This window comes from Bacillus sp. AMCV2 (assembly GCF_056033925.1).
Map to the genome: position 1 here is coordinate 3,121,641 of NZ_JBVYIB010000002.1, position 19,376 is coordinate 3,141,016.

Consider the following 19,376-nt stretch of genomic DNA (forward strand, 5'->3'; position numbering starts at 1 on the left):
TCCAAAGAAAGTCAACTTTTTCCCGAATAAAAAAGGCACCTTGATCAAATAAGGTACCTGCAGACTATCAATATGGAAGTAAAAATCCAATAAAAATGCGGATTGTCCTATTTGAAATAGAACCTTAATCCCATGTAAACCTTTGATTTTGCCAAGGATCGCCTCTCATGTGATAGCCATTCCGCTCCCAAAAGCCAGGGTGATTTTCTTTCGTAAATTGGATGCCGCGCAGCCACTTGGCGCTTTTCCAAAAATACAGATGCGGAAATACACCCCGCAGCGGAAAGCCGTGTTCAGGGGTTAAAGGTTCGCCATTATGCGCATAAGCCAGAAGGGAAGTTTCCGCTATGAAATCATCAAGCGGCAGATTGGTCGTCCAGCCCTCTTCAGCATGTAAAATGACGTAGCCCGCTTCTTCTTTTACACCCGCTTTTTCCGCTATATCACAAGCCCGCACGCCTTGCCACACATTATCAAGCCTTGACCATCCCGTGACGCAATGAATGTCATTTTTCGATTCATACTGTGGAAAGGCTTTGACATCTTCAAAGCTTAACAGCATCGGATGGTCAACCAAACCGTATACTTGAAGATTCCATTTCGTCATATCTTCGTAATATGGGACATCTCCGGTATGAAGCACAGGAAATGAAGTGGTGACGTTTTGATTTGGCGGCACTCTTCCAGATTGATCGGACTGTCTTGTTTTTCCGAAATACATATGGAGCCCTCCTTTTTGTTAACCTAATTCAAAATCATGTTGACAATCTTTTTGTTCTTTATTACTCTATGATTGTGTATGTCAACCTAAGGGGGAACAACGATGAAACAACGTAAACTTCGTGCGGGAGATATGGCGCTGATTGGCATGTTCGCCGCACTTATGGCTGTCGGGGCCAACATTACATCAGTAGCACCCTTTTTACAAGTAGCCGGCATTCCGCTTTCGATGCAGCCGTTTTTCTGTCTCTTGGCAGCTTTGCTTCTTGGCAGCAAACGAGCAGCGATTGCCATGATTGTATATGCACTTGTGGGATTGGCCGGAGCGCCTGTGTTTGCTCAATTTTCAGCAGGCTTCGCACCGTTTGCAGGGAAAAGCGGCGGGTTTATTATCTCATACATCCCGGCAGCATTTGCAGCGGGATGGTTTTTAGAACGAAACATTCAGCCAAGTAAAATTCGATTTCTCATTGCTTCACTTATCGGAACGGCGATCATGTATCTCATCGGCACTACCTATATGTATCTTGCACTGAAGCTGTGGATTCATACGCCAGTGAGCTACGGCACGGCTTGGGGCTTTATGATTTGGTTTATGGTAAAAGATACAGCGCTGGCTGTGATACTGTCGTTTATCGCACCAGCAATCTACCGCTCTATTCATAAAGCAACCGGCTTTAACAGAAATCATATATCGTCCATGTAAAACCGTTCTATTGGACGGTTTTTTTATCATAACGAGAAAAGGCTCCCCAGTAAAGGGGAGCCTTTTTCCTATAAAACAAGCGCTGCAATCCAGCCAAAGATGACAAGCGGAATATTATAAAATATAAATGTCGGCACACAAGTATCCCAAATGTGGTGATGCTGGCCGTCCGCACTCAAACCTGAAGTCGGCCCAAGCGTACTGTCACTGGCAGGTGAACCGGCATCGCCGAGGGCAGCAGCAGCTCCGATAATCGCAATCGTTGCCATCGGGCTGAATCCAAGCTGCATGCATAGAGGCACGAAAATGGTTGTGATAACAGGAATCGTCGCAAAAGAAGATCCGATCCCCATTGTAATTAATAAGCCGACAATGAGCATCAGCAATGCACCTAATGACTGACTGTGTCCGATAAAACCAGCTGACGTTTTGACCAGTGACTCGACATCTCCGGTTTTCGTCAACACGTTTGAAAACCCGGCTGCAACAAGCATGACAAAGCCGATAAAGGCCATTAAAACCATTCCATCAGTAATCAGTGAGTCCGCTTCATCACGCTTCATCACACCGCTGACAAACAGAACAATCAGACCAGCGAGCGCCCCCATAATCATTCCTTCTACTCCCAAAGTCTGAGATAAGTAAAGCTGGACGCCGAGTGACACGACAATGGCTAGAACCGCGATACCAATGCTTTTTCTCGTATATGGCGATGCTTCTGCACCTGAAATGTCTTTTGTTTCATATTGTTTCGGTTTACGGTATACGATCACTGATAAAATAAGGCCGACAACCATACCTGCAACTGGAATAATCAGTGCGTACGGAATATCAGCAAGCGGAACGTTTAACCCCGCATCCGCCATATTGTCCTTCAGCATTCCCTGGAAGATTTGGCCGAAACCGACCGGAAGCAAAATATAAGGAGCCGTTAAGCCAAATGTAATTACACACGCGATCAGACGGCGGTCCATTTCAAGTTCATTAAAGATTTTCAAAAGCGGCGGAATCAGCACCGGGATAAACGCGATGTGAACCGGAACGACGTTTTGCGAAAAACAAGATACAATTAAAATAATCAGCACAATCAGCACCTTAGAAAGTGCTTTTTTTCGAGAATCTTCTTTATTTCCGATTAATTTAACGGAGGCTTCCACCATTGCGTCCGGAAGACCCGTTTTCGTCAAAGCGGCGGCAAACGCGCCAAGCATAGCGTAGCTGACTGCAACGGTGGCATTTCCGCCGAGACCGTCTGTGAAAGCTTTAACCGTTTCGCCAAGACCGAGCCCGCCTGTTAACCCGCCGGCCAAGGCGCCTATAATTAATGCGATAACAATATTGACACGCAGCAGGCTTAATACAAGCATAAGCAGGACTGCGATGACGACTGCATTCATGATGATACCCCTCCAAAAATCCTTTAGTTTGCTAATGTAGTAGATAAATAAAGTACGAACGTATCGTATCATAACCGTTCCACTTTAGTCAACTAAAGATTTTGGAAGAAAAAAATCCCTGCCGCATCGTACAGCAGGGATTTTGATTACTCGTTTTTATCTTCTTCCAATGTAAATCGCTCCGCAAGTGTAGCCAGTGTTCTTGCCATAACGCCAGTAGCCCCGGCCGGCCCGAAGCAGGTTGCTTTATTGGCAGTCGCTGTGCCTGCAATATCAAGGTGAACCCAAGGTGTTGACTCAGCGAATTCACCAAGAAACGTTCCTGCCATAATCGCATGTCCCTCGCGTCCCGGTGAATTGTTGAGATCCGCCATTTGGCTGCTTTTCACGCGTTTTTTATCCTTCTCTGTGATCGGCAGCTGCCAGATCGCCTCGCCGCACTCTTGTGCAGCATCAGCTACCTGCTGGTAAAAGCTTTGATCATTTGTCATTGCACCGGTTGTTTCTGTTCCTAAAGCTACAACGACGCCGCCGGTAAGCGTAGCTACATCGACAAGAACTGACGCGCCATGCTGTTTCGCGTATGTAATGCCATCTGCAAGCACTAGCCTTCCTTCAGCATCCGTATTAAGGATTTCTATTGTTTTTCCGCTTAAAGATACGATCACGTCATCCGGCTTCATGGCCCCGCCGGAGATCATATTATCGGTTGATGGAATAACGCACAGCACGTTTTGCTCAGGACGAAGCTCTCCGATCGTTTCCATAGCCCCGAGAACCGCAGCTGCTCCTCCCATATCTGATTTCATGCCGACAATTCCAGATTTCGTTTTAATGGAGTAGCCGCCTGTGTCAAAGGTAATTCCTTTCCCGACTAGTCCGACGACGTCTTCCCATTCCTTTTTGCCCTGATATTTCAACACAATCATTTTCGGCGGTTCGGTGGAGCCTTGGTTTACCGCAAGTATTCCGCCCATACCGAGCTCTTCCATCTCTGATTTCTCCAGTATCTCACACTCAAAATCATATTTCGCCGCAAGCTCCTCAGCATACGAAGCGAGGTCAGTCGCTGTCAGCATGTTTCCCGGCATATTCACAAGCGTTCTAGCCGAATTTGTCCCTTGTCCGTATGCCTGGCCGACGCGAAGCCCCGCCTGCACTTCCTGTGTATCTTCATCTGTTACAACATACACGGCTTCAATTTGTTTGTCAGGCTCATTTGATTTGTGCTTATAATCCTGCACCTCATAGGAAGCAAGCAGGCAGCTCTCTGCTAAAGCATGAGCGGCATCGGCTGGAGGCACGTCTTCCGAAATAAACGTATCAAGCAGAACAGCAGTTTCTTGTTTTCGATCTTTATGAATGGCTTGAAAAACATGAGCAAAACGTTCCTTCGCCTGTTCAAACGAATAATTTGCTTCTCTCCCCAGACCAACGAAATAAATCCGTTTCATACCCGCAGAAGATGGAGGGAATACTTTTGATACTTGATTCGGTTTCGCAGAGACATCACCCTCTTTTAAAAGCAGTGTCAGATGGCCTTCGAGCATTTCATCAATTTCCAACGCTTTTCCTGTCAGCTGGCTTTTTTGAAAAAGCCCGACCACAAGGGTTTCTGTATGCTCTGATTGTTGAACCGCATAAAACATGAGGCTTACACTCCTAACGTAATGGGTATTTGTAATGAACAATGGTATAATAGGAAAAACATTCTTTCCACTATACTTATTTTAACAAACAACAGTCTAAGACTTGCTTTTTTCTTTTGAAACACGAAGGATTTTTCAAATAGAAAGGATGTCGCCGATGGAACTTTTAACGAATTTTCCTTTATTATCAAGCCTGGCCGCAATTATTTTTGCTCAGGTCATCAAAGTGCCCATACAGTTTATCGTGTCCAGAAAACTGGACTGGTCGCTGGTCACAAGCACAGGCGGCATGCCGAGCTCTCACTCCGCAGCGGTCACTGCGCTTTCAACAGGCGTAGCCTTGGAGCATGGATTAGACTCCTCACTCTTTGCGGTTTCCGCCATTTTCGCCGTCATCACCATGTTTGACGCAACTGGCGTCAGACGTCACGCCGGTGAGCAGGCAACAGTCATTAATAAGCTTGTCATTGATTTTAACCGTTTCGTAAATGAAGCGAAGGACTTCCCTAAGGCTGCAGAGAAAGAAAAGCAAAAAAAGCTGAAAGAGCTTCTCGGACATCAGCCGATCGAAGTCTTTTTCGGAGGCCTCACAGGTATTTTACTGACATTGGTACTCGCTTACTTTTTCATGTAAAAAAACGCTCCTGCTTTCGCTGGAGCGTTTTATTCTTTCACAGTTTTATATTGATTTCTGAACACTTGCAAAGATTTTGTTTCATTGAGCTTCTCAAGCTCATCCTCGGTAATCTTTCCCGTTCCCTTTTTAATCACATATACATCAAGGGTTTTTTTGCCCCATTCATTGTATACATCTTTGACTGTCTCAAAGTACAGATCAAGGCGGTTTCCCTTAATAGCTGATCCTGTGTCGGCCACAACTCCGAGACCGTAGTTCGGAATGAATAAAATTGTTCCGATCGGGAAAACGGACGGGTCAGCAGCAACCGTGGAATATAAATCCCGTTTCACTTTCACACCTGAATATGTAAGCCCGTATAATGGATCACCGGGATTTTTGCCCGTCGACTCAGCTCCTGCTGTGTAGCCTGTTGCTGTTACTCTTTGGACTGGATATTCATCCCAATCAAATGCCTCTTCTAACGGTTTTGTTTTATCCTCAGCCGCGGACGTGGTTTGTGTTTGTTTCTGCTGCAATGCTTTTAATGTCAGTCCTGCATGCTTCAAGTGCTTTTCCTGATGTTCCTGCACCCATTTTGACAAGTCCTTCGCTTCAATTCCTGACACTGATAAAAATGTCGTGCCAAATGCAAGCAGAAATAAACAGGTCATCAGCAAACGTCTGATCATATTCAACATCATTCACCTCTCCTCCGAATCATTGTTCCCAAGTGGAGAGAGCATTATTCAAAATGATGAATGAGTTGAACACATAAAAAAAGCTTTCTTTAGAAGAAAGCGGCATTTAAAACATTTGATATCCTCTTTTTCTGAGCATGTTGATCGCTATACCGGACACGATGGCGCCGGCCAAACCGCTGGCTAAAATCAGCACATCGGCAGCCGCTAATGATAAGACACGATGAAACAGGCTGGCAAAGGATTCTCCCGGCGACTGGACATAGCTGATCAGCTTTTCTTTGCTGATAATGAAAAGGACTACAATCGGATAAATCACAGCCATAATCCAAGACATTCTCAGCAGCATGTTTAATAAGAAACCGATTCCAAAAAACAAGACAAAAAACAAAACAATTGAGATGATTACGACTGGCAGACTAATCAACCTATTCCACCCCCCTGCGTTGTTTTTAGTGTAACGCGGGGGCTGAAATAAAGTCAACGGCTGGAAAAAGAATGACTGTCTTTTCCTGTCCCCTGGCAAGACGGACAAGTCTCTGAACCGCCGAGAATCAATTGAAAATATCCTTTCCCTGAACAAAATGGGCATGCATGTGAAGCGGTTGTCGTTGCAGTTTTCATCTAATCATCACCCTTTTTCTTAATTTTCTGATAATATACCATATCAAGCTGTCAATAATAAAGTCAGATCATGTGACAAATCTTTTGATGTAAGCGGAAACATACTTATTTTCCTCTCATTCTCTTTTTATTTTGGCGTTTTTTAATAAAGAAAACCCGCTTCCGCGGGTTTTTAGAAAAACTTGAACTTGCCTTTTTTCAGTGTCAGTCCGAGTCCGCCAATCATAAACAGCGAGCGGTTATCAATGACTTTTTTCATAAACGAAGCCGGCGTGCCTTTCAGCTTTCTGCCATAAACAACCCCAACCGCGTTATGCTCGCCAAGAGAAGCCACTGTTCCCTTAATGTCCGGCTTGAATTCCTCAAGCTCTCCGCCTTTAATTAGCCTGCCAAGGTTTTTAGCAACCGTTATGCCCTGCTGCATTGCAATTTGCGCAGTCGGCGGATACGGACGCTCTGTATCTTCATTCATAAACAGCGAGCTGTCGCCGAGAATAAAGACATTGTCATGTCCTGGGGCGCGGAGATCAGGGTTGACTTTGACCCGGCCGCGCATATTTTCAAAACCGGCTTCCTCTACAATCGGATGGCCGCGGACACCTGCCGCCCATACAACGGTTTGCGATTTGATCTGCTCTGGTTCCTCATCTTTTTTGCCGACTCTGACTCCTTCCGGGGTACATTCTTGTACAGCTGTGCCGATCTTGAACTCAACTCCGTTTTCCTCAAGGAAATGTACGGCGTAATCAACAAGTTCCGGATCAAAGCCCGGCAAAACGGTCGGCGCTGCTTCCACACAAATGATGCGGACAAGACTTCTGTCAATGTCATACTCCTTACAGAGCTCCGGCACGCGAGCCGCCAGCTCGCCAAGAAATTCAATTCCCGTAAATCCGGCACCGCCAACAACGATCGTTAACCTGTCCGGCCGTTTTTCCGCTTCCGTATTGTAAGTCGCAAACTGCAGCTCAATATGTTCCCGCAGCAGGCGCGACGTGTTGATGTTGGCGATCGGAAACGCATATTCTTTCAAGCCTTTAATGCCGAATGTTTCAGGCACGGCGCCGAGCCCGATGACTAAATAATCGTACTGCAGTTCTCCATTCGCAAGCACAACTTTTTTCTCATCAATTTTGATTGCCTTTACGGTATCCTGTACAAAATTCACCCGTGACTGGTTGATTACATCTTTTATCTGATAACGGCAGCGGTCATGATGGAGCGTACCCGCGCTCGCTTCATGCATCCATGTCGTTTCATAATGATAATTGTGTTTATTTACAAGCGTAATTTCAGCATCATTCGGACCGACATATTTCGTCAGCCTTGTCACCGTCATCAATCCGCCATATCCTGCACCTAAAATCACGATTTTGGGCTTATTCAATGCCATCACATCCACCTTCTCTTTTTTTGCTTTTGTTAGACCCATAATAAAATCATCATTTGTGTTAGCTTCAGCTAATTGGCGGGATTTTATGAAATATATTGAAAAGTTTTTTGTGAAGTCCTTACCCATAGCACTATTATCATGTTTATCCGGCTGGCCCAAGAAACATTCAGAAAAAGATCATTTCATTTGGTTATTATCGTAGCGGCCTGCGGAAATATTTTCAAGAACGGATGGGCACGTTAGATCCTTACGATTTTTTCTGCTGACTCGTCAATTTGAACGGCAATATGGTATAATTAATAACAATTTTCATTTAGGAGGCAATTTTCGTATGCGAGAGGATACAAAGGTTTATGATATTACAATTATAGGCGGGGGACCGGTCGGCTTATTCACCGCTTTTTACGGCGGAATGAGACAGGCAAGCGTCAAAATTATCGAAAGCCTGCCTCAGCTCGGCGGACAGCTTAGCGCCCTATACCCTGAGAAGTATATATATGATGTAGCGGGATTCCCGAAAATCCGCGCGCAAGAGCTTATCAATAACCTAAAAGAGCAAATGGCGAAATTCGACCAAACCATTTGTCTGGAGCAAGCGGTTGAATCTGTTGAGAAACAAGCGGATGGCGTGTTTAAGCTTGTAACAAATGAAGAAACCCACTACTCTAAAACGGTCATCATCACTGCAGGAAACGGTGCATTCAAACCGAGAAAGCTGGAACTTGAAAATGCCGAGCAGTATGAAGGCAAAAACCTCCATTACTTCGTTGATGATCTGCAAAAATTTGCCGGCAGACGCGTTGCGATCCTTGGCGGTGGAGATTCCGCGGTTGACTGGGCGCTTATGCTTGAGCCGATCGCAAAAGAAGTATCGATCATTCACCGCCGTGACAAGTTCCGTGCGCACGAGCACAGTGTGGAAAACCTTCATGCGTCGAAGGTTAATGTCCTGACACCATTCGTCCCTGCGGAGCTGATCGGCGAAGACAAAATCGAACAGCTAGTGCTTGAAGAAGTGAAAGGCGACCGCAAAGAGATTTTAGAAATTGATGACTTAATCGTCAACTACGGTTTCGTTTCATCTCTTGGACCGATCAAAAACTGGGGCCTGGACATCGAGAAAAATTCCATTGTCGTGAAATCAACAATGGAAACAAATATCGAAGGCTTCTTTGCAGCAGGTGACATTTGTACATACGAAGGAAAAGTCAACCTGATTGCCAGCGGCTTCGGTGAGGCACCGACAGCAGTGAACAACGCCAAGGCTTACATGGACCCGAAAGCCCGCGTACAGCCTCTTCACTCAACAAGTCTTTTTGAAAATAAATAATAAAAAAGGAGCTTGTGTCTGCGACACAGCTCCTTTTTTATTTGAAGATATTGATATAATTCAATGCAGTTCCTACAACCAGCGCAATCACAAGGGCTGCGACTACCCAGATCATTGCCATAATAATACGGTCCTGAATCTTTTGGGACTTCGGTGTTTTTTCTTCGTTTTGGGCCATCTTATTCGCTCCTTTCCCATGTCCATGCCATAAAGAAAGCCTGGTGCTGAACGACCAAGCTTTGCTGAACGTATATCATTCGCGTTTTGATCCGCTCTCTAAGACCATTCGTTAAAACTATGATACCTAAACTCACCCTGCATGACAAGCTTCGGCACTTGCACCATACCTGCCAGGAAATCATAATGTTTGACATCCTAAATAAAACAGAGTACATTATAGAAGGCGAACATTTCATATAATATCATTTTAAATATTCGTTTTTAGGAGTGAAAAACATGGAAAACGTATTTGATTACGAAGATATTCAGCTAATTCCTGCAAAATGCATTGTAAATAGCCGTTCAGAATGTGATACATCCGTACGTTTAGGCGGACGTACATTTAAATTACCCGTCGTCCCTGCCAATATGCAGACGATTATAGATGAAAAACTAGCGATTTCATTAGCCGAAAATGGCTACTTTTATGTGATGCACAGATTTGAGCCTGAGACACGAATTAATTTTATTAAAGATATGAACGCACGCGGCTTATTCTCTTCTATCAGCGTGGGCGTCAAAGAGGAGGAGTATGAATTTGTCCGCCAGCTGGCAGAAGAAAATCTGACTCCTGAATACGTGACAATTGACATTGCTCACGGGCACTCAAATGCTGTCATTGAAATGATCCAGCACCTTAAAAAACATTTGCCGGACAGCTTTGTTATTGCTGGCAATGTCGGAACGCCGGAAGCGGTCAGAGAACTTGAAAATGCGGGAGCGGATGCCACTAAAGTCGGCATCGGACCGGGAAAAGTATGTATTACGAAAATCAAAACCGGCTTCGGCACAGGCGGCTGGCAATTAGCGGCGCTGCGCTGGTGTGCCAAAGCAGCCAGCAAACCGATTATCGCGGATGGCGGCATCCGCACCCATGGCGACATCGCAAAATCAATCCGATTCGGCGCAACGATGGTCATGATCGGTTCACTATTTGCCGGACACGAAGAATCGCCAGGCCAAACGATCGAAAAAGACGGAAAGCTTTACAAAGAGTACTTCGGCTCAGCCTCTGAATTCCAAAAAGGCGAAAAGAAAAATGTCGAAGGCAAAAAAATGCACGTGGCGCATAAAGGCTCAATCAAGGATACACTGATTGAAATGGAGCAGGATCTTCAATCTTCTATTTCTTATGCAGGCGGAACAAAGCTTGACGCCATCCGCAATGTGGATTATGTGATTGTGAAGAATTCCATTTTTAATGGGGATAAATATTAATCATAAAAAAACGCCAAGTCAGCGGTTCTCCGCTTGAGTTGGCGTTTTCTGCTACTTCTTCAGCAAAGTAAGCTTATATTTGCTTTTTGAATTTATTTTCCATCAGTTCTGCCATTTGTTTTGCATTTGGATTTTCTTCATTTTGCAACTGTTCAATGATGTTCATATAATCCGTTTCATTTCGGTTCTGGCTTAATTTATATGCCGCTTGAATGTCTTCCACCTTAATCTTAAATCCAACGATACCTTTCAATTCACGTTCTAAGAGTTTTGGAGAAAGCTTATCCCATAAAACAGGATTGTCACGATGTTTTTCGTATTTCTCCAGCATGATTGTTAATTCTTCTGCTAATTCATCTTTCTCTAACATACTTGCTTTTCCATACATGTGGACAGCCTGATAATTCCACGTCGGAACATTTTCGCGTGAATACCAGGAAGAAGAAATATAAGCGTGCGGTCCCTGAAACATCACAAGCACATCTTCACAGGCTTCAAACGTTCTCCACTGAGGATTTCCATAAGCGAAATGCCCCGTAATATAGTAATGATCGTCTTTTTTATTGAATCCTAACGGCAAATGTGTGGCAATTGGTTTTCCTTGTTCTGTTGTGACAATCGTACCAAAGGAGTTTTCTTGAACAAAATTCCAAATGTCTTCAGCATTTGTGACTTTAAAATATTTTGGAATATACATCATCATCCACCCTTCGAAAAATATTATATGAGTGTTTTAGCCATGATTAAATCCGTTTGTTCTTCATCACCCATATAAAAAGAGTGGGCGCCGGTCTGAACAAACCCCATTTTCTTATAAAAGGCAATGGCATTTTCATTTTTTTCCCACACACCTAGCCAAATGTTCTTTTTATTACGTTCCAGCGCAATTTCTATCGCTTTATTCAACAGATGTTTGCCAAGCCCATGTTTTTGAAAGCTGTTCTTTATATAAATTCTCTCGATTTCAAGTGATTCAGCACCCAATTCTTCAGACTGAGCATCATCGATATTGACCTTTACATATCCAGCGATTTCATGATCAAAGTAAACAAAAAAGAATTGCGAAGACATATTGGATAACTCTTTTTCCAGTTGCTCAGTGTTAAATGCGCTTTCTAAATAGGATTTCATATTTTCAGGTGAGTTCTGTTCTTTAAAAGTGTCATTGAATGTTTCAATACTCAATTGTTGGAGTGTTTGTAAATCTTCCCGGCTGCATTTTTTCATTTTTACACTCATTGTTCGGATTCAGCCCCTTTATTAAAAATTCAATTGTCTTGCGTCCCTTTTTAATATATTTAAACACGGAAAAGTTACTGACCTTGTTACCATTCCAAAAATCTTCTTCATCATCAACTCCCTAACGTTTTTTGTTGTAAATGCAATAAAATATACTTCACATTAAATATAGCGTAATTTTGCTGTATTTACAACAAAAATCAAACAGCAATGCGGATTTTCTCTTGCCGAAGTTCCCGGAACTCTCTGCATCATTTCCCCATAATAAAAACGCCTCCCTTAACGATGATTTATCGCTAAGAAAAGCGTCAGTAATAGTTGCTATCCGTTTTTAGTGCTTAGCACTCTTCAGGCTTGCCTGCATTCGTTGCTGTTCTGAACGAAGAACCGCAGCCGCATGAAGCGATGGCGTTTGGATTGTCGATGGTGAAGCCGCCGCCGAGCATGGATTGTTTATAATCAATCACGGTGCCGTTCATGATGTCAAGGCTTTCTTTGTCAACTAGAACAGTGATGCCGTGCTGATCAAACACACTGTCTGATTCACTCTTTTCATGCTCAAAGCCCATGCCGTAAGAAAGTCCGCTGCAGCCGCCGCCTTTGACGCCTACACGCAGAAATGCGTTTTCTTCTTCATGCTCTTTCATCATATCTTTTATATGCAAAGCTGCTGCTTCTGTAATTGTTACCGGGTTGCTCATCATTGTGAACCTCCTTTTAAAAACCGGTTGCTGTCTTTTATTATAAACATGATCGTCCCAATTCTCAAACAAGGTGTTTTACAAGAAATAGACACCCTCACAAACGGTTTCAGCCGGCCCTGTCATCATTACATGGCCGTTATCTTTCCAGTTTATCACCAAATCCCCGCCTGCTAAATGTACCGTGATGTCTTGATTTCGCTTTGATACACCGTTTAATACAGATGCGACGGCCGCTGCACATGCTCCTGTCCCGCATGCCTGAGTAATTCCTGATCCCCGTTCCCAGACGCGGAAATGCAATTCTTGTTCATTCACGATTTCAACGAATTCCACATTGATGCCTTCCGGAAATCTCGGATCTTTCTCAATCACCGGCCCCAGTGTCGTTAAGGGTGCCTGTTCAATGTCTGCGATCGGAAAAACGATATGCGGATTTCCCATTGAAACGGCAGTGCCTGTTAGTTCTACTTCACCAAATGCCATCGTTTCATTGATTGTGCGCTCTTCCCCGCCGTCAAGCATCGGGAGCTCGGATTTTGTCAAGCGCGGTTCGCCCATATCGACAGTGACCACATTCACTTTTCCGTTTTCGACTTGAACCTCCGCTTTCACAAGCCCGGAGAGAGTTTCAATCAGAAAAGATGTTTCCTCAACCAGCTTATGCTCATATGCGTATTTTGCGACGCAGCGCAGGCCGTTGCCGCAGTTTTTCCCTTCAGACCCGTCATTATTAAAAATCCGCATTTTAACAGGCGCTTGGTCTGATGGGCATATCAGGATCATTCCGTCGGATCCGATCCCTGTATAAACAGAAGAAACCTGAATTGCAATCTCTGACAGTTTTTCTTCTGGAAGCTGTTCTTCAAATTGATTCACATAAATATAGCTGTTTCCCAGGCCGTGCATTTTGGTAAATCGAAATGAGTTCATAGGTGCCTCCAACTTTTTTTCTTTTTCTTAGTATAAAAGCTATTATAAGCGGACACAATACAATTATCCCCCGTTTTTCATACATAAAAGCTCCTTGCACTGACGCAAGGAGCTTTTATCGTTTATATAAACATGCCGGCAATGGCTGCGCTGAGCAGATTGGCTAATGTTCCTGCAAGAACAGCCTTCAGGCCGAGACGTGCGATATCTGAACGGCGGCTGGGTGCTAAACCGCCAAGCGTACCAAGCATAATCGCAATTGATGAAAAATTGGCGAATCCGCATAACGCGAAACTGATAATGGTAGCAGTTTTCTTAGAAAACTCGCCGATGTGCGGACCGAAGTTAGAATAAGCGACAAACTCATTCAGCACCAATTTCTGGCCGATATAGCTTCCCGCCTGCAATGCTTCATGCCAGGGCACGCCAATCAAAAAGGCGATAGGAGAAAACACATAGCCGAGAATGGATTCTAATGTTACGCCTTTTAAACCGAACAAGCCGAAAGCCCCGCCGAGAATACCGTTTACTACAGCGATTAACGCAACAAACGCAAGCAGCATCGCCCCAACGTTTAACGCAATTTGCAGTCCTGTTGACGCTCCCTTTGCAGCTGCGTCAATGACATTGGCTGCGCCTTCACCTTCATCCATTTTGAAATCGCTTTTTACGGTTTGCGTTTTTTCCGTTTCGGGTATAATCAATTTACCAAAGACTAGTCCAGCTGGAGCAGCCATAAAGCTGGCCGCCAGCAAGTATTCAATCGGAATACCGAGTAGCGCGTACCCAAACAAGGTAGATCCCGCAACTGCCGATAGACCGCTCGTCATAATCGTAAACAACTCAGAGCGCGTCAGCCCAGCAATCAGAGGTTTGATCACTAACGGAGATTCTGATTGTCCTACAAAAATATTGGCAGCAGCCGCCAGAGATTCCGTTTTGCTTGTTCCAAGGAGCTTCGACAATCCGCCGCCAATGACACGGAAAACGAGCTGCATGATTTTCAAATGATATAAAACTGCAATCAGTGCTGAGAAAAAAATGATAACGGGCAGTACACTTAATGCAAATGCCGGACTGTCTCCGACCTTTAGAAGCGGTCCAAAAATAAAACTGATGCCTTCATTCGCATAGTCAATCAGAAGCTGTACACGGCTTGAAAACCATAAAAAAACAGCGCGTCCCGCTTCCCATTTCAACACGATGTATCCAAACGCCACCTGTGTGCATAAACCAACGATGACGGTTCTTATCTTAATATTGCTTTTCTTTTCTGAAAATAAAAACGCGATAGCAATGATCGCAACTGCGCCCAGCAGCCCCCACAGAACATTCATGAATACTCGTACACCTCTTAAATTTTATTTAAAAAAATATCTTTTATACGATAACAATAATATTTTTTGATGTCTACACATTTTTTTAGTTCTTTTGTACGGCAAAATAAAAAAAGGGCCTGTCCAGGCCCTTTTCTTTAAAACATTGGATTTTCTTCAATAAAGGTATATATATTCTCAACAAGCTCGGCAGGCGTTTCACCCATGACGACTTCTCCGTTTACCAGAGCGAAAAGCGATTCCATGCATGTCCCGCAGTAGCTTAAGCAGCCATATTCAAGGACATCAAGGTTGGGATCCTTCTCCAAAATCGCCCGGGCTTCCTGAGAGCCGTGAGCCAGATTGCTGACACAAAATTCAATCATTGGATTCATGCGGTTTCACCTCACATATGTCCATTATCGCGAATTTTTTACTATTCGTCAAAGACAACGGATGATTCAAAATTTATTATCGTAACATATTATTTCTCAAATAACGTTTTACTAATTTGTGTTTTCAGGCTAAATTGTAGGTTATTTTGAAACTATTATTGTGATTTTAGATCAAATTCGATATAATTCTAGATGTTATTTTACATAGTTCGTATTTTCTTCAATGTGTCTATCATACTCTTCGGATTAAAGGGGAATTCAAATGAAAAAATTGGTCTTGATCGGCGGAGGTTACGGGAACATGCGTGTTCTTCATCGCTTATTGCCAAACCAGCTGCCTGATGATATTTCAATCACGTTAATTGACAGAAATCCTTATCACTGCTTGAAAACAGAATATTATGCCCTTGCCGCAGGCACAATTTCTGACCATCATATCAGAGTGTCATTCCCAGAGCACCCTCGCCTGGATGTCCAATATGGTGATATCACATCAATTGATATTGTACAAAAACAAGTGCTGTTCCAAGATCGTGAACCGATTTCTTACGATGACGCCGTAATCGGGCTCGGCTGTGAGGATAAATATCACAACGTGCCGGGAGCGCCTGAATTCACCTACAGTATTCAAACCATCGATCAGTCCCGCGAAACCTATCAAAAGCTGAATAATCTGAGCGCTAATGCCACCGTCGCCATTGTCGGAGCGGGCTTAAGCGGCGTTGAGCTTGCAAGTGAATTGAGAGAAAGCCGTGATGACCTGAACATTATTTTGTTCGACCGCGGTAATCTCATTTTATCAAGCTTTCCCGAGCGTTTAAGCAAATATGTGCAAAAATGGTTCGAAGAGCACGGTGTCCGCATTATTAACAGGGCAAATATCACAACAGTAGAAGAAGGCGTTGTGTATAACCACGATGATCCGATTTCTGCAGACGCCATCGTGTGGACAGCCGGCATCCAGCCAAACAAAGTCGTCAGAGACTTAGATGTGGAGAAGGACGCACAAGGGCGTATTGTATTAACGCCTCATCACAATCTTCCAGGTGATGAACATCTGTACGTTGTCGGCGATTGCGCCAGCCTTCCTCATGCACCGAGCGCCCAGCTGGCAGAGGCTCAAGCAGAGCAGATTGTCCAAATCTTGCAAAAACGCTGGAATGGAGAAGCCCTGCCTGAATCAATGCCGCAGTTTAAGCTGAAAGGCGTCCTCGGTTCACTCGGAAAAAAAGCCGGCTTCGGGCTTGTTGCTGACCGTCCGCTGATCGGCCGTGTTCCGCGTATGCTGAAATCCGGCTTGCTGTGGATGTATAAACACCATAACGGTTAATGATAGAGAAGAACCGCTGATCAAGTCAGCGGTTTTCTGTATACCCATGCTTCTCCATTTCCTCATAAACGTCTTTTAATTTCGGATTGCCTTCACCGACAATTTTGTCTTCTACGAGCACAAGCGGATAAAAATACTCGTCATTTCTGATTTTTTCCGCCAGCTCTTTCGCATGTTCATTGTCAGGCGGCTCATGAATATCGATGTACTGCATCTCAAAAGGCTGATTTGGATATTTTCTTTTCAGCGCAGCCTCAAGCCACTCGTATGTATCCTTGGCTGTCGGCATATTTACACAGCTCGCACAAACGGTTTCTGCCCCGTACACGCTGAGCATGACTGGTTTCATCACTTGTAAACGCCCCCTTCTCCTATGTAAGTCCTTTCTTTTAAGTATACAGAGCCAAAGGACGTTTTTATAGAAAAAAACCGTTTTTGTGTTGAAGTCTGAATGTGCTATAATAGGGAGAGCAACTTTGCAAACCAAACAATAGATTTTTATTGTTACACTGAATATAATGGTTTTATGACGACGAAAGGAGCGAATGTCATGACTGAAGTTGAAATGAAAGAACAGGTGCAGGAAGTACTGGACAAACTTCGTCCGTTTTTACTTCGTGACGGCGGTGACTGTGAGCTTGTAGACGTAGATGAAGGTATCGTTAAGCTTCGTCTTCTAGGCGCATGCGGCAGCTGCCCAAGTTCAACAATTACGCTGAAAGCCGGAATTGAGCGCGCTCTTCTAGAAGAAGTGCCGGGTGTCGTTGAAGTAGAACAAGTTTTTTAATAAAGCAGCCAGGCTGATATTTGATCAGCCTGGCTTTTTTTATTAGAGATATTGGTCAAACCATGAGCTGATATAATTCAGGCGCTTGATCCGCTGTCTTGGGTGTCCGGTGCGTGACAAATTATGCGATGCATTCGGAAAACGGACAAGCATGGTTTCCTTGCCCATTTTTTTCAGAGCGATAAACAGCTGCTCCGCCTGCTCGATCGGGCAGCGGTCATCCCGCTCGCCATGCAGAATCAAAAGCGGTGTCTCCACGTTTGCTGCGTATTTTAAAGGAGACCGGTCCCAGAGCTTTTCTGTGTCCTCAAACATGTCATACCCAAGCTGCCAGTCTGTAAAGAAAAAGCCGATATCACTGACGCCGTGAAAGCTGATCCAATTTGATATCGAGCGCTGGGTGACGGCAGCTTTAAAGCGGTTCGTCTGCCCGACGATCCAGTTGGTCATAAAACCTCCGTAGCTTCCGCCTGTGACACCGAGCCGCTTAGGATCAATATGCGGATCTCGTTTGATAGCCTCATCCACAGCTTGCATCACATCGTCATAATCCTTTCCTCCATAATCTCCTCTGACCGCATTCACAAATTCCTGTCCGTAGCCGTGGCTTCCTCTCGGATTGATATAAACGACCGCGTATCCTTTCGCCGCCAGCACCTGAAACTCATGAAAATATGTATGCCCGTACATCATATGCGGACCGCCGTGTATGTTGAGAATAAGTGGATATGTTGTCTCACCTTCCATTTGTGCAGGCTTCATCAGCCAGCCGTTCACCGTCACGCCGTCTTCTGTAGCATATTGGATCTCTTCAGGTATTGATATCGTATGCTCACTGACAAACTTGTCATTCGCGCCAGTCAGCTGTTTCTCTTCCTGTCCAAGCGGGATACTGTAGAGCTCACTCGGTCTGTCCGGCTTTGTCACACTGGCAATAAAGTGCTGTTCATCAGGTGAAAGAGAAAAGCTATTGATGTACTCTTTTTCCAGACGAATCGGATACACAAGGCCTTCAATCGAAATATAATAGATGCCCGTACTGCCTTGATCTGTGCCGATGACATAAAACCCTTGGCTGTCCTTTGTCCAAACCGGGCGCTGTTCGGCACCACCGATCAATGAATCACCAATCAGTGCATCCGTTAAGTGTACGTCTAGCATTTCAGTCAGACATGTGAGGCGGTCATGTTCAATATCATAAAGCCATGCCTTTTCGAGCGTTGCATTCTGATATTCCTTTTCATTTCCAAGCAAAGCAAGATACCTTCCGTCTGGTGAAAATGAGCTTGATCCGAATGAGCCGCGATGAGGTGTAACCTGCTTAAGATCTCCAGACTCCAGTGACATCATGTAAACATCATGCGGCTTGCTGGCATCATCTGTTTCAGTTAAATTAGCTGAGAAAACAAGCCATTTGCCGTCAGGAGAAAAAGCAGGATCACCATGATCAGCTTTGTGACTTGTCAGCTCCTTCATCTCACCCGACTTTACGCTGACAAGCACAAGCTGGGCATACGCACCTCTCGTCAGCCCTTTGCCGTCCCGTTTGTAGGAGAGGCTTTGCACTTCAACAGGTTCATAGCTGTCCTGCTCCGTTTTTTCTCGGTCATCAATGCTTTCTCCCTCTCCCAAACTGACAGTGACCAGAATCGATTCGCCATACGGGGACCATATTGGCTTTGACACGCCATACGGGATATCAGTCAGTTTTCTCGCTTCTCCGCCTTCAGCGCTCATCATATACAGCTGTGCCGCATCGCCTTCTCGATCAGAAATAAAGGCAAGCGTGCGCCCGTCCGGAGACCATCTTGGGTCGGTGCTTCGCTTTTCTCCATGTGTCCAAGGAACAGACCCGCCCGTTTTCGTTTCATAGATCCATATATTTGATGTATACGAATCTTTCTCTTGATTCACTTGTGATTTTACATATGCGGCACGGGTGCCGTCTGGGGCGTATTGAGGATCGGTCACAGAGACAATCGCAGTGATGTCGTCTGCGGTTATCAGCTTTTTCATATTCATCTCCTCCTTTTTACATGTATTTCGTTTTTCTAAATAAAAACTCCTTTATCTTCAGCAAAAAAAAGCGCCCTCCGCTGACG

22 protein-coding genes are annotated in these 19,376 nt (G+C 44.5%); 6 read left to right on the forward strand and 16 right to left on the reverse strand.

Annotation, left to right across the window (positions count from 1 at the left end; all coding sequences use genetic code 11):
- Positions 1-124 precede the first annotated feature (124 nt).
- Positions 125-721, reverse strand: coding sequence for a sulfite oxidase-like oxidoreductase (locus AC0OMA_RS16210; protein WP_474222261.1), 597 nt, complete (start codon positions 719-721; stop codon positions 125-127).
- Between the two features lie 102 nt (positions 722-823).
- On the opposite strand from AC0OMA_RS16210, the gene AC0OMA_RS16215 reads away from it, so the two are divergent.
- Positions 824-1,426 (forward strand): biotin transporter BioY, encoded by a 603-nt coding sequence (locus tag AC0OMA_RS16215; protein ID WP_029318475.1) that lies wholly within the window; start codon positions 824-826, stop codon positions 1,424-1,426.
- A 68-nt stretch (positions 1,427-1,494) separates the two neighbouring features.
- Here AC0OMA_RS16215 and AC0OMA_RS16220 read toward each other — a convergent pair whose 3' ends face one another.
- Positions 1,495-2,823, reverse strand: coding sequence for a Na+/H+ antiporter family protein (locus tag AC0OMA_RS16220; protein WP_003228736.1), 1,329 nt, complete (start codon positions 2,821-2,823; stop codon positions 1,495-1,497).
- A gap of 146 nt (positions 2,824-2,969) precedes the next feature.
- Entirely contained in the window at positions 2,970-4,472 is a 1,503-nt protein-coding gene (locus tag AC0OMA_RS16225) for a leucyl aminopeptidase (protein ID WP_015384541.1), read from the reverse strand.
- Positions 4,473-4,629: 157 nt separating this feature from the next.
- Here AC0OMA_RS16225 and AC0OMA_RS16230 point away from each other — a divergent pair, with 157 nt between their 5' ends.
- Positions 4,630-5,106, forward strand: coding sequence for a divergent PAP2 family protein (locus tag AC0OMA_RS16230; protein WP_003244337.1), 477 nt, complete (start codon positions 4,630-4,632; stop codon positions 5,104-5,106).
- Between the two features lie 29 nt (positions 5,107-5,135).
- On the opposite strand, the gene spsC is transcribed toward AC0OMA_RS16230, so the two are convergent.
- From spsC to AC0OMA_RS16250, 4 genes are all read right to left on the reverse strand, one after another.
- Positions 5,136-5,792, reverse strand: a complete 657-nt coding sequence (gene spsC / locus AC0OMA_RS16235) for a stationary phase survival protein SpsC (RefSeq protein ID WP_072175151.1) — start codon at positions 5,790-5,792, stop codon at positions 5,136-5,138.
- A gap of 103 nt (positions 5,793-5,895) precedes the next feature.
- On the reverse strand, positions 5,896-6,216 hold the full coding sequence (locus tag AC0OMA_RS16240) for a YuiB family protein (protein ID WP_015384543.1): 321 nt from the start codon (positions 6,214-6,216) through the stop codon (positions 5,896-5,898).
- A 53-nt stretch (positions 6,217-6,269) separates the two neighbouring features.
- The gene (locus tag AC0OMA_RS16245) at positions 6,270-6,413 is read right to left on the reverse strand and encodes a YuiA family protein (protein WP_003243733.1); all 144 of its coding nucleotides are present in this window, start codon (positions 6,411-6,413) and stop codon (positions 6,270-6,272) included.
- A 172-nt stretch (positions 6,414-6,585) separates the two neighbouring features.
- On the reverse strand, positions 6,586-7,806 hold the full coding sequence (locus AC0OMA_RS16250; RefSeq protein WP_174616594.1) for an NAD(P)/FAD-dependent oxidoreductase: 1,221 nt from the start codon (positions 7,804-7,806) through the stop codon (positions 6,586-6,588).
- Between the two features lie 331 nt (positions 7,807-8,137).
- Between AC0OMA_RS16250 and yumC the strand changes: the two genes are divergently transcribed.
- On the forward strand, positions 8,138-9,136 hold the full coding sequence (gene yumC / locus AC0OMA_RS16255; RefSeq protein WP_003220618.1) for a ferredoxin--NADP reductase 2: 999 nt from the start codon (positions 8,138-8,140) through the stop codon (positions 9,134-9,136).
- Positions 9,137-9,173: 37 nt separating this feature from the next.
- Here yumC and AC0OMA_RS16260 read toward each other — a convergent pair whose 3' ends face one another.
- The gene (locus AC0OMA_RS16260; RefSeq protein WP_003228723.1) at positions 9,174-9,314 is read right to left on the reverse strand and encodes a hypothetical protein; all 141 of its coding nucleotides are present in this window, start codon (positions 9,312-9,314) and stop codon (positions 9,174-9,176) included.
- Positions 9,315-9,592: 278 nt separating this feature from the next.
- On the opposite strand from AC0OMA_RS16260, the gene guaC reads away from it, so the two are divergent.
- Positions 9,593-10,573, forward strand: coding sequence for a GMP reductase (guaC, locus tag AC0OMA_RS16265; RefSeq protein WP_015483645.1), 981 nt, complete (start codon positions 9,593-9,595; stop codon positions 10,571-10,573).
- Positions 10,574-10,646: 73 nt separating this feature from the next.
- On the opposite strand, the gene paiB is transcribed toward guaC, so the two are convergent.
- The 6 genes from paiB to AC0OMA_RS16295 form a co-directional block, all read right to left on the reverse strand.
- Positions 10,647-11,270: a protease synthase/sporulation negative transcriptional regulator PaiB gene (gene paiB / locus AC0OMA_RS16270; RefSeq protein ID WP_133954423.1), complete on the reverse strand. Its 624-nt coding sequence runs from the start codon at positions 11,268-11,270 to the stop codon at positions 10,647-10,649.
- 23 nt (positions 11,271-11,293) lie between these two features.
- Positions 11,294-11,812, reverse strand: a complete 519-nt coding sequence (gene paiA, locus AC0OMA_RS16275) for a spermidine/spermine N(1)-acetyltransferase (protein WP_063334605.1) — start codon at positions 11,810-11,812, stop codon at positions 11,294-11,296.
- Between the two features lie 338 nt (positions 11,813-12,150).
- Positions 12,151-12,513 carry a HesB/IscA family protein gene (locus AC0OMA_RS16280; RefSeq protein ID WP_003244166.1) on the reverse strand — a complete coding sequence of 121 codons (363 nt, stop codon included), beginning with the start codon at positions 12,511-12,513 and terminating at the stop codon, positions 12,151-12,153.
- Positions 12,514-12,591: 78 nt separating this feature from the next.
- Positions 12,592-13,446, reverse strand: coding sequence for a diaminopimelate epimerase (dapF, locus tag AC0OMA_RS16285; RefSeq protein WP_063334606.1), 855 nt, complete (start codon positions 13,444-13,446; stop codon positions 12,592-12,594).
- A 122-nt stretch (positions 13,447-13,568) separates the two neighbouring features.
- Positions 13,569-14,783: a NupC/NupG family nucleoside CNT transporter gene (locus AC0OMA_RS16290; RefSeq protein ID WP_003228710.1), complete on the reverse strand. Its 1,215-nt coding sequence runs from the start codon at positions 14,781-14,783 to the stop codon at positions 13,569-13,571.
- A 137-nt stretch (positions 14,784-14,920) separates the two neighbouring features.
- Complete coding sequence (locus AC0OMA_RS16295; RefSeq protein ID WP_003222913.1) at positions 14,921-15,157, reverse strand: YuzB family protein; 237 nt, start codon at positions 15,155-15,157, stop codon at positions 14,921-14,923.
- A 262-nt stretch (positions 15,158-15,419) separates the two neighbouring features.
- On the opposite strand from AC0OMA_RS16295, the gene AC0OMA_RS16300 reads away from it, so the two are divergent.
- The gene (locus tag AC0OMA_RS16300; protein ID WP_474222263.1) at positions 15,420-16,487 is read left to right on the forward strand and encodes an NAD(P)/FAD-dependent oxidoreductase; all 1,068 of its coding nucleotides are present in this window, start codon (positions 15,420-15,422) and stop codon (positions 16,485-16,487) included.
- Positions 16,488-16,512: 25 nt separating this feature from the next.
- On the opposite strand, the gene AC0OMA_RS16305 is transcribed toward AC0OMA_RS16300, so the two are convergent.
- A complete protein-coding gene (locus AC0OMA_RS16305) occupies positions 16,513-16,839 on the reverse strand; it encodes a YuzD family protein (protein WP_021480530.1) in 327 nt (108 codons plus the stop codon).
- 99 nt (positions 16,840-16,938) lie between these two features.
- Between AC0OMA_RS16305 and AC0OMA_RS16310 the strand changes: the two genes are divergently transcribed.
- Complete coding sequence (locus AC0OMA_RS16310; RefSeq protein ID WP_010886606.1) at positions 16,939-17,274, forward strand: NifU family protein; 336 nt, start codon at positions 16,939-16,941, stop codon at positions 17,272-17,274.
- Between the two features lie 42 nt (positions 17,275-17,316).
- Here AC0OMA_RS16310 and AC0OMA_RS16315 read toward each other — a convergent pair whose 3' ends face one another.
- A complete protein-coding gene (locus AC0OMA_RS16315) occupies positions 17,317-19,290 on the reverse strand; it encodes a S9 family peptidase (protein ID WP_474222264.1) in 1,974 nt (657 codons plus the stop codon).
- Between the last annotated feature and the right edge of the window lie 86 nt (positions 19,291-19,376).

Bases quoted from the DNA above. Each gene is read 5' to 3' on its own strand.
- AC0OMA_RS16210 (WP_474222261.1), bottom strand. From the start codon at position 721: ATGTATTTCGGAAAAACAAGACAGTCCGATCAATCTGGAAGAGTGCCG.
- AC0OMA_RS16215 (WP_029318475.1), top strand. From the start codon at position 824: ATGAAACAACGTAAACTTCGTGCGGGAGATATGGCGCTGATTGGCATG.
- AC0OMA_RS16220 (WP_003228736.1), bottom strand. From the start codon at position 2,823: ATGAATGCAGTCGTCATCGCAGTCCTGCTTATGCTTGTATTAAGCCTG.
- AC0OMA_RS16225 (WP_015384541.1), bottom strand. From the start codon at position 4,472: ATGTTTTATGCGGTTCAACAATCAGAGCATACAGAAACCCTTGTGGTC.
- AC0OMA_RS16230 (WP_003244337.1), top strand. From the start codon at position 4,630: ATGGAACTTTTAACGAATTTTCCTTTATTATCAAGCCTGGCCGCAATT.
- spsC (WP_072175151.1), bottom strand. From the start codon at position 5,792: ATGATGTTGAATATGATCAGACGTTTGCTGATGACCTGTTTATTTCTG.
- AC0OMA_RS16245 (WP_003243733.1), bottom strand. From the start codon at position 6,413: ATGAAAACTGCAACGACAACCGCTTCACATGCATGCCCATTTTGTTCA.
- AC0OMA_RS16250 (WP_174616594.1), bottom strand. From the start codon at position 7,806: ATGGCATTGAATAAGCCCAAAATCGTGATTTTAGGTGCAGGATATGGC.
- yumC (WP_003220618.1), top strand. From the start codon at position 8,138: ATGCGAGAGGATACAAAGGTTTATGATATTACAATTATAGGCGGGGGA.
- AC0OMA_RS16260 (WP_003228723.1), bottom strand. From the start codon at position 9,314: ATGGCCCAAAACGAAGAAAAAACACCGAAGTCCCAAAAGATTCAGGAC.
- guaC (WP_015483645.1), top strand. From the start codon at position 9,593: ATGGAAAACGTATTTGATTACGAAGATATTCAGCTAATTCCTGCAAAA.
- paiB (WP_133954423.1), bottom strand. From the start codon at position 11,270: ATGTATATTCCAAAATATTTTAAAGTCACAAATGCTGAAGACATTTGG.
- paiA (WP_063334605.1), bottom strand. From the start codon at position 11,812: ATGAGTGTAAAAATGAAAAAATGCAGCCGGGAAGATTTACAAACACTC.
- AC0OMA_RS16280 (WP_003244166.1), bottom strand. From the start codon at position 12,513: ATGAGCAACCCGGTAACAATTACAGAAGCAGCAGCTTTGCATATAAAA.
- dapF (WP_063334606.1), bottom strand. From the start codon at position 13,446: ATGAACTCATTTCGATTTACCAAAATGCACGGCCTGGGAAACAGCTAT.
- AC0OMA_RS16290 (WP_003228710.1), bottom strand. From the start codon at position 14,783: ATGAATGTTCTGTGGGGGCTGCTGGGCGCAGTTGCGATCATTGCTATC.
- AC0OMA_RS16295 (WP_003222913.1), bottom strand. From the start codon at position 15,157: ATGAATCCAATGATTGAATTTTGTGTCAGCAATCTGGCTCACGGCTCT.
- AC0OMA_RS16300 (WP_474222263.1), top strand. From the start codon at position 15,420: ATGAAAAAATTGGTCTTGATCGGCGGAGGTTACGGGAACATGCGTGTT.
- AC0OMA_RS16310 (WP_010886606.1), top strand. From the start codon at position 16,939: ATGTGCTATAATAGGGAGAGCAACTTTGCAAACCAAACAATAGATTTT.
- AC0OMA_RS16315 (WP_474222264.1), bottom strand. From the start codon at position 19,290: ATGAAAAAGCTGATAACCGCAGACGACATCACTGCGATTGTCTCTGTG.